Raw genomic sequence first — 15641 nt, 5'->3', positions numbered from 1 at the left:
GCAACCGTACGTGTACGTGCCCAAGGAGGCTTGCTGATGGCCCGGCGATACGACTGCAACGACGCCACCGACCGGACGACCGGGCTGCGCGAGGCGTCGTCCGCCATCCGCCGCGGCGAGCTGGTCGTGCTGCCCACCGACACCGTGTACGGCGTGGGCGCCGACGCCTTCAGCTCCGAGGCCGTGGCCGAACTCCTCACCTCCAAGGGCCGGGGCCGGAACATGCCCACCCCCGTCCTCATCGGCTCCCCGAACACCCTGCACGGACTGGTCACCGACTTCTCCGAAGCCGCCTGGGAACTCGTCGACGCCTTCTGGCCCGGGGCGCTCACCCTCGTCGCCCGGCACCAGCCGTCCCTCCAGTGGGACCTCGGCGACACCCGGGGCACCGTCGCCGTCCGGATGCCGCTGCACCCCGTCGCCATCGAACTCCTCACCGAGGTCGGCCCGATGGCCGTCTCCTCGGCGAACCTCACCGGCTACCCGGCGCCCGAGGACTGCGACGCGGCCCAGCGGATGCTCGGTGAGGCGATCTCGGTCTACCTCGACGGCGGCCCCACCCCGGGGATCGTGCCGTCGTCCATCGTGGACGTCACCGGCGAGGTGCCCGTCCTGCTGCGGGCCGGCGCCCTCGACGCCGACGAGCTCCGCAAGGTCGTCCCCGACCTCGAGGTGGCGCCTTGATCGCTCCTGACCAGGGGCGTGGCACCGAGAAGGACGACTGCTTCCGGATACTCCACGTCAGTACGGGCAATGTCTGCCGCTCGCCGATCACCGAGCGGCTGACCCGGCACGCCCTCACCGACCGCCTCGGCGATCTGATGGCGAGCGGACTGATCGTGGAGAGCGCCGGGACCTGGGGGCACGAAGGCGCGCCCATGGAGGCCAACGCGGAGATCGTGCTCGCCGACTTCGGCGCGGACGCCAGCGGGTTCACCGGCCGCGAACTGCTCGACGAACACGTGATCCGGGCGGACCTCGTCCTCACCGCGACCCGGGACCACCGGGCGCAGGTCATCTCCATGGGGCACTCGGCGGGGTTGCGGACCTTCACCCTCAAGGAGTTCACCCGGCTGGTCCGGGCCATAGACCCGGCGACCCTGCCCGACCCGCGCGACGAGGGCGTCGTCGAACGCGCCCGGGCGCTGGTACGGGCCGCGGCGGCGCTGCGGGGCTGGCTGCTGGCGCCCAGCCCGGACGCGGACGAGGTCTACGACCCGTACGGGGCGCCGATCACGTTCTTCCGTTCGATCGGCGACGAGATCGACCAGGCGCTGGACCCCGTCCTCACGGCCCTCACCGGCATCCCCCGCGCCGACGCCTCCCGCTGAGGGACCCGCCTCTTCCCGGGTACCGGGGTTCCCGCTTCCCCGCGAGCGCGGCTGGGGGAGAGCATTCAGGGGCGCTGGGGGTCCCCCCATTGCCGAAGGCATAGGGGGCGGAACTGCGCGAACAACCACGACGGTGTCGCACTGGGCCACGGATCCCGTGGAGCACCCACCGGTCGTAGGCCGTCTGCCCACCGTCGGTGGCTGGTCGCGCAGTTCCCCGCGCCCCTGGTTGCCCTCCTCACCGCCCTCGTAAAGAGGCGGGCCCCTCTGACCGGGCCGGGAACCCTTTCAGGTCGGCGCCGGGGAGAGCATTTAGGGGCTCGGGGAACTGCGAGACAAGCCACCGACGGGCCGCAGGTCGCGAACAAGTGTCGGGCGCCGGGCGCGGCCCGGGTGGTTCGGGACGGGACCCTGCGGCGGGAGGGCGCCCGGCATAGAGTGGAGGCAGTCGGACCGCGAGGGTCGGAGTGCGTCATGGGCGTACGTACCGTAGAGAGCAGCACCGCGGGCCCGGGGCCGTACACCACCGCCGGAGGCGGCCCGCTGGCCCGGCAGGACCCGGAGATCGCCGAGGTGGTCGCGGGGGAGACGGCCCGGCAGACGGGCTCCCTCCAGCTGATCGCCGCCGAGAACTTCGTCTCGCCCGCCGTGCTCGCGGCTCTCGGCTCCCCGCTGGCGAACAAGTACGCGGAGGGCTATCCGGGCGCCCGGCACCACGGCGGCTGCGAGATCGTGGACGCGGCCGAGCGGATCGCCGCGGACCGGGCCGCCGCCCTGTTCGGGGCCGAGCACGTCAACGTACAGCCGCATTCGGGTTCGGCGGCCGTGATCGCGGCGTACGCGGCGCTGCTGCGGCCGGGTGACACGGTGCTCGCGATGGGGCTGCCGTTCGGCGGGCATCTCACCCACGGTTCGCCCGCGAACTTCTCCGGCCGCTGGTTCGACTTCGTCGGCTACGGGGTGGACCGGGAGACGGGCCTGATCGACTACCGCGAGGTGCGGCGGCTGGCGAAGACGCGCGGCCCGGCGGCGATCGTCTGCGGCTCGGTGACCTATCCCCGGCACCCGGACTACGCCTTGTTCCGGGAGATCGCGGACGAGGCGGGGGCGTATCTGATCGTCGACGCGGGCCATCCGGCGGGGCTGATCGCCGGGGGCGCCGCGCCCAGTCCGGTGCCGTACGCGGACGTCGTCTGCGCGACGACCCACAAGGTGCTGCGGGGTCCGCGGGGCGGGATGCTGCTCTGCGGCGACGAGCTGGCGGGGCGGATCGACCGCGCGGTCTTCCCGTTCACGCAGGGCGGGGCGCAGATGAACACGGTCGCGGCGAAGGCGGTGGCGTTCGGGGAGGCCGCGGCCCCGGCTTTCGCCGCGTACGCCCATCGGGTGGTGGCCGGCGCGCGGGTACTGGCGGCCGGTCTGGAGGCGGAGGGTTTCGCGGTGCTCACGGGCGGTACGGACACTCATCTGATCGTGGTGGACCCGGCACCCCTGGGAGTGGACGGGAGGACGGCACGCGGCCGTCTGGCGGCTTGTGGGCTGGTTCTGGACACCTGCCCGCTGCCGTACGGCGAGGGGCGCGGACTGCGGCTGGGAACGGCGGCGGTGACGACCCAGGGGATGGGGGAGGCCGAGATGGCCCGGATCGCGGTGCTCTGTACCGCGGCGCTGTACGCCGAGGGCGAGGAGGTGCGGACCTTGCGCGCGGAGGCCGCCGGGCTGGCCGGTAGATTTCCGCCTTATCCGGGGTGATCGCGATCGGCTGCAACCGTCCGCGGCGCCCGCTTGTCCTCCACCATGCGGCCACCACGGCTAGGGTGTGGGGCTGAGATGGCCAGCGATTCCTGTGGGGCAGCCCGTGCGTGATTATCTGCTGACGCTCTGTGTCACGGCCGCGGTGACCTACCTCCTCACCGGTCCGGTGCGGAAGTTCGCCATCGCGACCGGCGCGATGCCGGAGATCCGGGCGCGCGACGTGCACCGAGAACCGACGCCGAGGCTCGGCGGTATCGCCATGTTCTTCGGGCTCTGCGCGGGGCTGCTGGTCGCGGACCATCTGACCAATCTCAGCAGTGTCTTCGAGCTGTCGAACGAGCCCCGGGCGCTGCTCTCGGGCGCCGCCCTGATCTGGATCATCGGGGTCCTCGACGACAAGTTCGAGATCGACGCCCTGATCAAGCTGGGCGGTCAGATGATCGCCGCCGGTGTGATGGTCATGCAGGGTCTGACCATTCTCTGGATCCCGGTCCCGGGCGTCGGCACGGTGTCGCTCACCTCCTGGCAGGGGACCCTGCTGACGGTGGCGATCGTGGTGATCACGATCAACGCGGTGAACTTCGTCGACGGTCTGGACGGTCTCGCGGCCGGCATGGTCTGCATCGCGGCCGCCGCGTTCTTCCTCTACTCGTACCGGCTCTGGGTCGGGAACATGATCGAGGCGGCGGCCCCGGCCGCCCTGTTCACGGCGATCCTGATGGGTATGTGCCTGGGCTTCCTGCCGCACAACATGCATCCCGCGCGGATCTTCATGGGCGACTCGGGGTCGATGCTGATCGGTCTGGTGCTGGCCGGCTCCGCGATCTCGGTGACCGGGCAGGTCGACCCGGACACCCTGCGGATCTTCGTCTACGAGGGCTCCGCCCGGGACGCCACCCATGCCATGCTGCCGGTCTTCATCCCGCTGCTGCTGCCGCTGACGATCATCGCCATCCCGGTCGCCGACCTGGTGCTGGCGATCGTCCGCCGGACCTGGAAGGGCCAGTCGCCGTTCGCGGCGGACCGGGGGCATCTGCACCACCGGCTGCTGGAGATCGGGCACTCGCACAGCCGGGCGGTGCTGATCATGTACTTCTGGTCGGCGGTCTTCGCCTTCGGTGTGGTGGGCTACTCGGTGCACTCCGCGTCCCTGTGGATCGTGATGGTGATCGTGGGGCTGAGCGCCGTGGGACTGGTGCTGCTTCTGCTGCCCCGGTTCACGCCGCGGGCGCCGCGCTGGGCGGAGGCGTTCGTACCGCCGCGCTACCGGCGCCGCAAGCGGCCCGCGGGTACGGAACCGGAACCCGCGCACGGGTACGCCGCCGGGTCCCCCGAGGCGGCCGGGACGGCCGTCCCGGGCGATGCGGAGGAGTCGGACCGGGCCCGTACCCGGACGCCGGAGGGTGTCAACGGGGCGACCGCGATCGGCGCCCGTTCGCGATCGTCCGAGCGGCGGAAGGCCGGATCACGCGGGTGACTTTTCCCATGTTGGGCCCCCTTAGCAGATATGACTCCCCGAAATCTGTGCACACACGGGCGCGTTCACTCTCATGTGTGATGGCAGGCACACGGATGGGTAAAGGTCTCCTCAAATAGCTTGTGATACGATTCACGAGAACCGGCGACAGTGCCGAAGGACCGTAGTGCGACGGTCCTCCGGCCCCCGAGGACACGTCTCGGACCCGGCTTACGCTCGTCCATGACGACACCACTGCCACCACCAGCAAGCGGAGATGCCGCCATGCCGTCCAATGACGCACGCACCCTTCTGCACACCGCGGTACCGACCGCCGTCATCGGCCTCGTCGCCGTTGGCGTCGCCGCCGGGATCGAGGGCGGCAAGGGCGCGATCGGCGCCGCCGTCGCCACGCTGGTGGTCATCCTCTTCATGGGGATCGGCCTGGTGGTGCTCCAGCGCACCGCCAAGCAGTATCCGCACCTGTTCCAGGCCATGGGGATGCTGCTGTACACCACGCAGCTGCTGCTCCTCTTCGTCTTCCTGATGGTCTTCAAGAACACCGAACTCTTCGACCCCCAGGTCTTCGCCCTGACGCTCGTCGTGGCGACCCTGGTCTGGGTCACGGCACAGGCCCGTGCCTACATGAAGGCCAAGATCCTTTACGTCGAACCCGGGGAATCCGAGGCTACGGGCGCCCGGGAGCCCCGGAAGACGGGGTCCACGACGTGAAGAGTAGGGGCGGGATAAATGGCCTTTCGCGTTCCTGCTATCGTCCGGTTCCAACTGCGGCACTGCGGGCGCGGGCATCTGAGCTGACGTCCGCTCATCCGCGAGGCTCATGGCCCGCCCGCCGCCCCACCATCCGTTACACCAGTCCCGTGCCGAACCGCGGCTGTCCGCCGCGCCGACACAACGAGGTTGCCGTACCTATGCGCCACGCTGAAGGAGCCCGCGGTGAGTGCTGACCCCCAGATGCTCGCCTTCGAGGCCGACTGTCAGATCTTCAGTGGGTGTGGATTCAATGCCCCCGGGCTCCACACCTTCATGTACGACCCTCTGTTCTCGGTCGGCGGCTTCGATTTCAACAAGCCGATGCTGCTCGCCTTCGTGAGCACGCTGATCGTCGTCGGCTTCTTCTGGGCGGCCTTCAACAAGCCGAAGCTCGTTCCGGGCAAGATTCAGATGATCGGCGAGGCGGGTTACGACTTCGTCCGCCGCGGCGTCGTCTACGAGATCATCGGCAAGAAGGACGGCGAGAAGTACGTCCCGCTGATGGTGTCGCTCTTCTTCTTCATCTGGATCATGAACCTGTGGTCGATCATCCCGGTCGCCCAGTTCCCGGTCACATCGCTGATCGCCTACCCGGTGGCGCTCGCACTTCTCGTCTACTTCCTGTGGGTCGGACTGACCTTCAAGAAGCACGGCTTCGTCGGTGGCTGGAAGAACATCACCGGCTACAACAAGGAACTCGGCCCGATCCTTCCGCTGATCGTGGTCCTGGAGTTCCTGTCGAACCTGATCATCCGGCCGTTCACGCACGCGGTCCGGTTGTTCGCGAACATGTTCGCGGGCCATCTGCTCATCGTGATGTTCACCGTCGCCAGCTGGTACCTGCTGAACGGTATCGGCGTCCTGTACGCCGGCACCTCGTTCATCCTGGTCATGGTGATGATCGTGTTCGAGCTGTTCATCCAGGCGGTCCAGGCGTACGTCTTCGTCCTCCTGGCCTCCAACTACATCCAGGGCGCGCTCGCCGAGCACCACTGAGCCACCTGTCCGTAGCGCACCACACCTCACCCCAGATCTCCGGTGGCCAACCCCCACCGGGTCCTTGAAAGAGAAGGAAGAACCGGCATGTCCCAGACCCTCGCCGCTCTCACCGGAAACGTTGCCGCCATCGGTTACGGTCTCGCCGCGATCGGCCCCGGCGTCGGCGTCGGCATCATCTTCGGTAACGGCACCCAGGCCCTCGCCCGTCAGCCCGAGGCGGCCGGCCTGATCCGTACCAACCAGATCATGGGTTTCGCCTTCTGTGAGGCGCTCGCCCTCATCGGCATCGTCATGGGCTTCGTCTACCCGTCGTAATCCCCGGACGGAAGCCCACCTCATTTCACGGAAGGCACTGATGTGAGCGCCCTGATTGACATCGCGGCAGCGGGGGAGCCGATGCCGCCGCTGCTCCCGCATCCCGATGAGCTCATCATCGGCACCATCGCCTTCGCGATCGTCTTCTTCTTCCTGGCCAAGAAGCTCCTCCCGAATATCAAGAACACTCTGGAAGAGCGCCGCGAGGCCATCGAAGGCGGCATCGAGAAGGCCGATGCGGCCAGGACCGAAGCCGAAAGCGTGCTGGAGCAGTACAAGGCCCAGCTCGCCGAGGCCCGGCACGAGGCCGCCCGGCTCCGCCAGGAGGCGACCGAGCAGGGCGCCACGATCGTGCAGGACATGCGGACCGACGGGCAGCGCCAGCGCGAGGAAATCATCGCCGCCGGTCACGCCCAGATCGAGGCCGACCGCAAGGCCGCGTCCGCGGCGCTCCGCCAGGACGTCGGCAAGCTCGCCACCGACCTGGCGAGCAAGCTGGTGGGCGAGTCCCTGGAGGACACCGCCCGGCAGAGCCGGACGATCGACCGCTTCCTCGACGAGCTCGAGGCGGGCACCACGGTGAAGACGGAGGTCGCCCGGTGAACGGAGCGAGCCGAGAGGCACTGGCCACCGCACGCGAGTCGCTCGACGCGCTGACCGACAACACCTCGGTCGACGCGGCGGAGCTCGCCGGTGAGCTGGCGGCCGTCACCGCTCTGCTCGACCGCGAGGTGTCGCTGCGTCGGGTCCTGACCGACCCGGCGCAGAACGGCGACGCCAAGGCCGAGCTGGCCGGACGGCTGCTGGCCGGCCAGGTGGGCGGCGAGACCGCCGACCTGGTCTCCGGAGCGGTCCGCTCCCGCTGGTCGCGCTCGCGCGACCTGGTGGACGCGCTGGAGGAGCTGGCGAACACCGCGGACCTCACCGCGGCGCAGCGGGCGGGCGTCCTCGACGACGTCGAGGACGAGCTGTTCCGGTTCGGCCGGATCGTCGACGCCAACCCCGAGCTGCGGTCCGCGCTGACCGAGAAGGCAGCGGCTCCGTCCCGCCGGGGCGAGCTGCTGCGGAGTCTGCTCGGCGGTCGGGCCGACGCCGCAACCGTGCGGCTGGTCGGACGACTGGTCACCGTGCCCAGGGGACGTAGCCTGGAACAGGGAATCGACTCCCTGTCCAAGCTGGCCGCGGCCCGCCGGGACCGGATGGTGGCCGTGGTCACCTCCGCCGTACCGCTCAGCGACGGCCAGAAGGAGCGCCTCGGCGCCGGACTGGCCCGGCTGTACGGCCGTGAGATGCACCTCAACCTCGAGGTGGACCCCACGGTCATCGGCGGAATCTCGGTCCGGGTCGGTGACGAGGTCATCAACGGCACCATCGCCGACCGTCTCGACGAGGCGAAGCGCCGGCTCGCCGGCTGACGCACCCCGTGTGTCGGCCGTCGCGCACCGCGGCGCACAACTGAACTGGCAAGACAGCGGCCCGGTTGGGCCGTGCAGAGATTGCAGAAGATTCCTGGGGGTCGCCCCCAGACCCCAAGAAAACTTCGGGCCCAACAAGGAGAGCAGGGAACCTGATGGCGGAGCTCACGATCCGGCCGGAGGAGATCCGGGACGCGCTGGAGGACTTCGTCCAGTCGTACAAGCCGGACGCGGCCTCGCGCGAGGAGGTCGGTACGGTCAGCGTGGCCGGCGACGGCATCGCGAAGATCGAGGGTCTTCCCTCGGCCATGGCGAACGAGCTGCTGAAGTTCGAGGACGGCACCCTCGGCCTCGCGCTCAACCTGGAAGAGCGCGAGATCGGCGCGATCGTCCTCGGTGAGTTCAGTGGTATCGAGGAAGGCCAGCCGGTCAGCCGTACCGGCGAGGTCCTGTCGGTCGCGGTGGGCGAGGGCTACCTCGGCCGCGTCGTCGACCCGCTCGGCAACGCGATCGACGGTCTCGGCGAGATCGAGACCACGGGCCGCCGCGCCCTCGAGCTGCAGGCCCCCACGGTCATGGAGCGCAAGTCGGTCCACGAGCCCATGGAGACCGGCTACAAGGCCGTCGACGCCATGACGCCGATCGGCCGCGGTCAGCGCCAGCTGATCATCGGCGACCGCCAGACGGGCAAGACCGCCCTGGCCGTCGACACGATCATCAACCAGCGCGACAACTGGCGCTCGGGCGACGTGAACAAGCAGGTCCGCTGCATCTACGTCGCCATCGGCCAGAAGGGCTCCACCATCGCGTCCGTGCGCGGCGCGCTGGAGGAGGCCGGCGCCCTGGAGTACACCACCATCGTCGCCGCCCCGGCGTCCGACCCGGCGGGCTTCAAGTACCTGGCTCCCTACACCGGCTCGGCCATCGGTCAGCAGTGGATGTACGAGGGCAAGCACGTCCTGATCATCTTCGACGACCTGTCGAAGCAGGCCGACGCCTACCGCGCCGTGTCGCTGCTGCTGCGCCGCCCGCCGGGCCGTGAGGCCTACCCGGGCGACGTCTTCTACCTGCACTCGCGTCTGCTGGAGCGCTGCGCCAAGCTCTCCGACAGCATGGGCGCCGGTTCGATGACGGGTCTGCCGATCGTCGAGACCAAGGCCAACGACGTCTCGGCGTTCATCCCGACCAACGTCATCTCCATCACCGACGGCCAGTGCTTCCTGGAGTCCGACCTGTTCAACGCCGGTCAGCGTCCGGCCCTGAACGTCGGTATCTCGGTCTCCCGAGTCGGTGGCTCCGCCCAGCACAAGGCGATGCGCCAGGTCTCCGGCCGCCTCCGGGTGGACCTCGCCCAGTTCCGTGAGCTGGAGGCGTTCGCCGCCTTCGGTTCGGACCTGGACGCGGCCTCCAAGGCGTCCCTGGAGCGCGGCAAGCGCATGGTCGAGCTGCTGAAGCAGCCGCAGTACGAGCCGATGCGCACCGAGGACCAGGTCGTCTCCGTGTGGGCCGGCACCACCGGCAAGATGGACGACGTCCCGGTTCAGGACATCCGCCGCTTCGAGCGTGAGCTGCTGGAGTACCTGCACCGCGAGGAGTCCGGCCTGATGCTCTCCATCCGCGAGGGCGCCAAGATGTCGGACGACACGCTGACCGCGGTCGCGGACGCCATCGCCGCGTTCAAGAAGCAGTTCGAGACGCACGACGGCAAGCTCCTCGGCGAGGACGCCCCGGCAGCCGTCAACGTCTCGAAGTGACGACGGAAGGGACCTGACTCATGGGAGCACAGCTCCGGGTCTACAAGCGTCGCATCCGGTCCGTCAGCGCGACGAAGAAGATCACCAAGGCGATGGAGATGATCGCCGCCTCGCGCATCGTCAAGGCGCAGCGCAAGGTGGCGGCCTCCACGCCGTACGCGACCGAGCTGACCCGCGCGGTCACGGCGGTGGCGACCGGATCGAACACCAAGCACCCCCTGACCACGGAGGCGGAGAACCCCACCCGGGCCGCGGTACTGCTCGTCACGAGCGACCGCGGACTGGCGGGCGGCTACTCCTCCAACGCCATCAAGGCGGCCGACCGGCTCACCGAGCGGCTCCGCGGCGAGGGCAAGGAGGTCGACAGCTTCATCGTCGGCCGCAAGGGTGTCGCCTACTACGGGTTCCGTGAGCGCAAGGTCGCGGCCTCGTGGACCGGCTTCACCGACAGCCCGGAGTACGCGGATGCCAAGAAGGTCTCCGCGGCGCTCATCGAGGCGGTCCAGAAGGACACCGCCGAGGGCGGCGTCGACGAGCTGTACATCGTCTTCACGGAGTTCGTGTCGATGATGACGCAGACGCCGGTGGACAACCGGATGCTGCCGCTCAGCCTCGAGAAGGCGGAGGAGAGCGACGGGAAGACCGAGATCCTCCCGCTGTTCGACTTCGAGCCGTCGGCGGAGGACGTCCTCGACGCCCTGCTGCCGCGGTACGTCGAGAGCCGGGTCTACAACGCCCTGCTCCAGTCCGCCGCCTCCGAGCACGCGGCCCGGCGCCGCGCGATGAAGTCGGCGACCGACAACGCGGGTGAGCTGATCAATACGCTCTCCCGACTTGCCAACGCGGCCCGCCAGGCCGAAATCACCCAGGAAATCAGCGAGATCGTCGGTGGCTCCAGCGCCCTGGCCGACGCGACCGCGGGGAGTGACAAGTAATGACGACCTCTGTTGAGACGGCCGCCGCCACGGGCCGCGTCGCCCGGGTCATCGGCCCGGTCGTCGACGTGGAGTTCCCCGTCGACGCGATGCCCGAGATCTACAACGCGCTGCACGTCGAGGTGGCCGACCCCGCCCAGGACGGCGCGGTCAAGACGCTGACCCTGGAGGTCGCGCAGCACCTCGGTGAGGGCGTGGTCCGCACCATCTCCATGCAGCCCACCGACGGTCTGGTCCGCCAGGCCCCGGTGACCGACACGGGCGCGGGCATCACCGTCCCGGTCGGCGACTTCACCAAGGGCAAGGTGTTCAACACCCTCGGCGAGGTGCTGAACCACCCCGAGGAGAACGCCAACGTCGGTGAGCGCTGGGCGATCCACCGCAAGGCCCCCGCCTTCGACCAGCTTGAGTCCAAGACCGAGATGTTCGAGACCGGCCTGAAGGTCGTCGACCTGCTGACCCCGTACGTCAAGGGCGGCAAGATCGGTCTGTTCGGTGGTGCCGGTGTCGGCAAGACCGTGCTGATCCAGGAAATGATCATGCGTGTCGCCAACCTCCACGAGGGCGTCTCCGTCTTCGCGGGCGTCGGCGAGCGCACCCGTGAGGGCAACGACCTCATCGACGAGATGGAGGAGTCCGGCGTCCTCGACAAGACGGCGCTGGTCTTCGGCCAGATGGACGAGCCCCCGGGCACCCGGCTCCGGGTCGCCCTGGCCGGTCTGACCATGGCGGAGTACTTCCGCGATGTGCAGAAGCAGGACGTGCTCTTCTTCATCGACAACATCTTCCGGTTCACCCAGGCCGGATCCGAGGTGTCGACCCTGCTCGGCCGGATGCCGTCCGCGGTGGGTTACCAGCCGAACCTGGCCGACGAGATGGGCCTCCTCCAGGAGCGCATCACCTCGACCCGTGGTCACTCGATCACCTCCATGCAGGCGATCTACGTCCCCGCGGACGACCTGACCGACCCGGCCCCGGCGACCACCTTCGCCCACCTCGACGCGACGACGGTGCTCTCCCGTCCGATCTCCGAGAAGGGCATCTACCCGGCCGTGGACCCGCTGGACTCCACGTCCCGGATCCTGGACCCGCGGTACATCGCCGCGGACCACTACGAGGCCGCCATGCGCGTCAAGGGGATCCTCCAGAAGTACAAGGACCTCCAGGACATCATCGCGATCCTCGGTATCGACGAGCTGGGCGAAGAGGACAAGCTGGTCGTCCACCGCGCCCGTCGGGTCGAGCGCTTCCTCTCCCAGAACACCCACGCGGCGAAGCAGTTCACCGGTGTGGACGGTTCGGACGTGCCGCTCGACGAGTCGATCTCCGCGTTCAACGCGATCTGCGACGGCGAGTACGACCACTTCCCCGAGCAGGCCTTCTTCATGTGCGGTGGCATCGAGGACCTGAAGAAGAACGCCAAGGAGCTGGGCGTCTCCTGACCCCGGTGACCTGGTGAGGTGAGGGGGGCGGGGCCTGTCCCCACCCCCCTCGCCCCTCCTGACCGCCATTCCGGCCGCGTGCCGGAGCGGGCCCCGGCGCGATCGCGTACGGCGCCCTACTAGACTGATGAACCGACACCCGGCGAAGCCGCCGGGTGGTGACCCGAGGAGCCACCCTTGGCTGCTGAGCTGCATGTCGAGCTGGTCGCCGCCGACCGTCAGGTCTGGTCCGGCGAGGCCACCCTGGTCGTCGCGCGCACCACGTCCGGCGACATCGGCGTCATGCCCGGTCACCAGCCGCTGCTCGGTGTGCTGGAGTCGGGCCCGGTGACCATCCGTACCAGCACCCCCGAGGGTGCCGGGACGGTCGTCGCCGCCGTACACGGCGGATTCATCTCCTTCGCCGACAACAAGCTGTCGCTGCTGGCGGAGATCGCCGAGCTGGCGGACGAGATCGACGCCCAGCGCGCCGAGCGGGCGCTGGAGCGGGCCAAGTCGGATTCGGACGCGGCGGCCGAGCGCCGTGCGGACGTCCGGCTGCGTGCGGTGGCGGTGCGCTGAGCCTCCCGCTGACAGACGCCGACAGACGTCGCCCTCAGCCGCGGCCGGGACTGGAACCCTCCAGACCGGGTCGCGGCTGAGGCAATGCGGGTGCGAGTGGTTTTCGGTACGGGACAGATGTCGGGCTCGGTTCCGGGTCCGGGTTCGGATACGACGACGCGAGGAGGTCGGCGGCGATGTTCCTCGCGGTGCTGGTGAGTGTGCTCGCAGTCGTCGCACTGGTGGGGATCGGGCTGTTCGTCTTCGGGCTGCGCCGCCGACTCATCCAGCGCTCCGGCGGCACCTTCGACTGCTCACTGCGGTGGGACGTCCCCGACGACCCCGAATCGACCGGCCTGCCGCCGGGCAAGGGCTGGGTCTACGGCGTCGCCCGCTACAGCGGTGACCGGATCATGTGGTTCCGGGTCTTCTCGTACGCCCCCCGGCCGCGCCGGGTACTGGAACGCGCCGCGATCGAGGTCGTCGGCCGGCGCACCCCCGAGGGCGAGGAGGAGCTGGCGCTCCTCTCCGACGCGGTCGTCCTGGGCTGCGTCCACCAGGGGACGCGGCTCGAACTCGCGATGAGCGAAGACGCGTTGACGGGTTTCCTGGCGTGGCTGGAGGCGGCGCCGCCGGGCCAGCGGGTCAACGTGGCGTAACCGCCTCCCGCTGGGGGTGCGCCGCGATCTGTTGTTGCCCGTCTGCGGGTGGTCTGTGGCTTGTCGCGCACTTCCGCCCCCTACGCCTGGCGGCGTGGGGGGACCCCCAGCGCCTTGGCTCTCCATCTGACCGGACGTCGCCCCCGCCCGGCGGGGTTGCGCTTCGTCCGGCGCCCGCGCGCCGTCTGTGGCTTGTCGCGCAGTTCCCCGCGCCCCTAAATGCTCTCCCCGGCCCTGCCCTTGAAATGGGGCACCCGCCTCTCTGCAAGGGCGGTGAGAAGGGCAACCCAGGGGCTCGGGGAACTGCGAGACGAGCCATAGGCGGGGCGCGGGCCGTCGGAACGCCCGGTCGCCGGGCGCGGCCCGGTTGTGGCGCTCGCGCGGAGGGCCGAGGCGCATGGGGAAGGGGCCGAGACGTGGTCTCGGCCCCTTCGTCATGTCACGGGTGGCTCACCGGCTGCGGCGGGCGACCCGGGTCGCGAGGGTCATTGCAGTCCGTTGTTGACCGCGGTGACCATCTCACCGTTGCTGGTGTCACCACTGAACTCCCACCAGAACGCTCCGCCGAGTGACTGGTTCTTCGCCCAGTTCATCTTGGAGTCGATGGTGGCCGGGGTGTCGTAGCCCCACCAGTTGCTGCCGCACTTGGCGTAGGCGGTGCCGCCCGCGGTGCCGGTGGCCGGGCAGCTCGTCTTCAGGACCTTGTAGTCCTCGAAGCCGGGCTCATAGGTGCCCTGGGCCGGTCCGGTGGCCGTACCGCCCGGTGCCGCCTGGGTGACACCGGTCCAGCCGCGGCCGTAGAAGCCGACACCGAGGAGCAGCTTGCTGGCCGGTACGCCGATGGCCTTCAGCTTGGCGATGGCGTTGGCCGAGGTCCACTGCGGGTCCGGGATGGGCGTGTACGCGGTGAGCGGCGAGTGCATCGCCGTCGGTCCCTGGGCGTTCCAGGCACCGAAGAAGTCGTACGTCATCACGTTGTACCAGTCCATATATTGTGCCGCGCCCGCGTAGTCCGCCGCCTCTATCTTGCCTCCGGGCTTGGGGTCCGCGGTGATGGCAGCAGTGACCAGGTTGTTCGGGCCGAACTTGGCGCGGAACGCCTGAGCCATGGTCTTCATGACGGCCGGTCCGCTGTTGTCGCAGGTCAGGCCACAGGCGTTGGGGTACTCCCAGTCCAGGTCGATGCCGTCGAAGACATCGGCCCAGCGGGGGTCCTCCACGAGGTCGTAGCAGGACTGGGCGAAAGCCGCCGGGTTCTGCATGGCCTGGCCGAAGCCGCCGGACCAGGTCCAGCCGCCGAAGGAGTAGAGGATCTTGATGTGCGGGTACTTGGCCTTCAGCTTCCGCAGCTGGTTGAAGTTGCCGCGGAGGGGCTGGTCCCAGGTGTCCGCGACGCCGTCGACGGACAGGTCGGCGGTGTACGCCCGGTCGTAGTCGGCGTACGAGTCGCCGATGGTGCAGCGGCCGTTCTGGACGTTGCCGAAGGCGTAGTTGATGTGGGTGATCTTCGCGGCGGAGCCGGAGGTCACCAGGTTCTTCACGTGGTAGTTGCGCCCGTAGACGCCCCAGTTGGTGAAGTAGCCCATCTTGATCTTGTTGCCGCCGCCGCCGGGGATGCCCGGGGTGCGGAAGGAGTGGGCGGCGCTCAGCGGGCCGACCTGGTTGGCGTTGTCCCGGGCCTGGACGGTGTAGCTGTAGTCCGTGGCCTTGGTCAGCCCGTTGTCGGTGAAGGTCAGACCGGCGACCGTGGCGAGCTTGACGCCGTCACGGAAGAGGTCGTAGTCCTTGACGGCCTTGTCGTCGGTGGCGGCGCCCCAGGAGATGGTGGCGCTGGTCTCCGTGACGTTGCTGGAGGACGGGGTGCCGGGGGCGGACGGCGGGTCGTCGCCCGGGACCACGCCGCCGTCACAGGAGCCGCCGTTGAGGGCGCAGTTGGCGGGGGCGCCGGTGCCGGTGCCGTTGAAGCCGAAGGAGGCGGAGGCCCCCGGCGCCAGCGGTGCGGCCCAGGACTTGCTCTTGGCGGTCCAGCGGTCACCGACGTTGGTGACGTCGGCGTCCCAGGCGGAGGTGACCCGCGTGCCGGCGGGGAAGTCCCACGCGACAGTCCAGGTGTTGATGGTGGTGGTACCGGTGTTCTTGATCGTCCACTTGCCCTCGAAGTTGTTACCCCAAGAGGAGCCCTTGGTGTAAGTCGCCGTGGCCGATGTGGCGGCCTGGGCGGGAGAGGCGAGTCCGACCATGGCGGCCAGCGGGACGACGAGCGCGG

Annotated in this window: 15 protein-coding genes; 14 read left to right on the top strand and 1 reads right to left on the bottom strand. The window is 69.3% G+C overall.

All coding sequences use genetic code 11. The annotated features are described in order from the left end of the window. Nucleotides 1–36 precede the first annotated feature (36 nt). From ABZ714_RS25450 to ABZ714_RS25385, 14 genes are all read left to right on the top strand, one after another. Nucleotides 37–684, top strand: a complete 648-nt coding sequence (locus ABZ714_RS25450; RefSeq protein WP_358827641.1) for an L-threonylcarbamoyladenylate synthase — start codon at nucleotides 37–39, stop codon at nucleotides 682–684. After that, nucleotides 681–1331, top strand: coding sequence for a protein-tyrosine-phosphatase (locus tag ABZ714_RS25445; protein ID WP_358827640.1), 651 nt, complete (start codon nucleotides 681–683; stop codon nucleotides 1329–1331). The genes ABZ714_RS25450 and ABZ714_RS25445 overlap by 4 nt, the downstream gene beginning before the upstream one ends. Before the next feature lie 474 nt (nucleotides 1332–1805). Beyond that, nucleotides 1806–3083 (top strand): serine hydroxymethyltransferase, encoded by a 1278-nt coding sequence (glyA, locus tag ABZ714_RS25440; RefSeq protein ID WP_358827639.1) that lies wholly within the window; start codon nucleotides 1806–1808, stop codon nucleotides 3081–3083. A 106-nt stretch (nucleotides 3084–3189) separates the two neighbouring features. After that, nucleotides 3190–4563 carry an MraY family glycosyltransferase gene (locus ABZ714_RS25435; RefSeq protein WP_358827638.1) on the top strand — a complete coding sequence of 458 codons (1374 nt, stop codon included), beginning with the start codon at nucleotides 3190–3192 and terminating at the stop codon, nucleotides 4561–4563. Between the two features lie 264 nt (nucleotides 4564–4827). Then, a complete protein-coding gene (locus ABZ714_RS25430) occupies nucleotides 4828–5274 on the top strand; it encodes a hypothetical protein (protein ID WP_358827637.1) in 447 nt (148 codons plus the stop codon). Nucleotides 5275–5499: 225 nt separating this feature from the next. Then, the gene (atpB, locus tag ABZ714_RS25425; protein WP_358827636.1) at nucleotides 5500–6312 is read left to right on the top strand and encodes a F0F1 ATP synthase subunit A; all 813 of its coding nucleotides are present in this window, start codon (nucleotides 5500–5502) and stop codon (nucleotides 6310–6312) included. 87 nt (nucleotides 6313–6399) lie between these two features. Continuing rightward, nucleotides 6400–6630 carry an ATP synthase F0 subunit C gene (gene atpE, locus ABZ714_RS25420; RefSeq protein WP_358827635.1) on the top strand — a complete coding sequence of 77 codons (231 nt, stop codon included), beginning with the start codon at nucleotides 6400–6402 and terminating at the stop codon, nucleotides 6628–6630. 42 nt (nucleotides 6631–6672) lie between these two features. Continuing rightward, a complete protein-coding gene (locus ABZ714_RS25415; protein WP_358827634.1) occupies nucleotides 6673–7233 on the top strand; it encodes a F0F1 ATP synthase subunit B in 561 nt (186 codons plus the stop codon). Beyond that, the gene (locus tag ABZ714_RS25410; RefSeq protein WP_358827633.1) at nucleotides 7230–8045 is read left to right on the top strand and encodes a F0F1 ATP synthase subunit delta; all 816 of its coding nucleotides are present in this window, start codon (nucleotides 7230–7232) and stop codon (nucleotides 8043–8045) included. The genes ABZ714_RS25415 and ABZ714_RS25410 overlap by 4 nt, the downstream gene beginning before the upstream one ends. Before the next feature lie 155 nt (nucleotides 8046–8200). After that, nucleotides 8201–9799 carry a F0F1 ATP synthase subunit alpha gene (gene atpA, locus ABZ714_RS25405; protein WP_358827632.1) on the top strand — a complete coding sequence of 533 codons (1599 nt, stop codon included), beginning with the start codon at nucleotides 8201–8203 and terminating at the stop codon, nucleotides 9797–9799. Nucleotides 9800–9819: 20 nt separating this feature from the next. Continuing rightward, a complete protein-coding gene (locus tag ABZ714_RS25400; RefSeq protein WP_358827631.1) occupies nucleotides 9820–10734 on the top strand; it encodes a F0F1 ATP synthase subunit gamma in 915 nt (304 codons plus the stop codon). Beyond that, on the top strand, nucleotides 10734–12176 hold the full coding sequence (gene atpD / locus ABZ714_RS25395) for a F0F1 ATP synthase subunit beta (RefSeq protein ID WP_358827630.1): 1443 nt from the start codon (nucleotides 10734–10736) through the stop codon (nucleotides 12174–12176). The genes ABZ714_RS25400 and atpD overlap by 1 nt, the downstream gene beginning before the upstream one ends. A 177-nt stretch (nucleotides 12177–12353) precedes the next feature. After that, complete coding sequence (locus ABZ714_RS25390) at nucleotides 12354–12737, top strand: F0F1 ATP synthase subunit epsilon (RefSeq protein ID WP_006346591.1); 384 nt, start codon at nucleotides 12354–12356, stop codon at nucleotides 12735–12737. Between the two features lie 176 nt (nucleotides 12738–12913). Further along, entirely contained in the window at nucleotides 12914–13375 is a 462-nt protein-coding gene (locus ABZ714_RS25385) for a DUF2550 domain-containing protein (protein ID WP_358827629.1), read from the top strand. Between the two features lie 485 nt (nucleotides 13376–13860). Here ABZ714_RS25385 and ABZ714_RS25380 read toward each other — a convergent pair whose 3' ends face one another. Continuing rightward, entirely contained in the window at nucleotides 13861–15615 is a 1755-nt protein-coding gene (locus ABZ714_RS25380) for a glycosyl hydrolase family 18 protein (RefSeq protein WP_358827657.1), read from the bottom strand. Between the last annotated feature and the right edge of the window lie 26 nt (nucleotides 15616–15641).

This window comes from Streptomyces sp. NPDC006798 (assembly GCF_040635975.1).
GTDB lineage: Bacteria > Actinomycetota > Actinomycetes > Streptomycetales > Streptomycetaceae > Streptomyces.
This window is presented reverse-complemented; position numbering and strand designations above follow the sequence as displayed.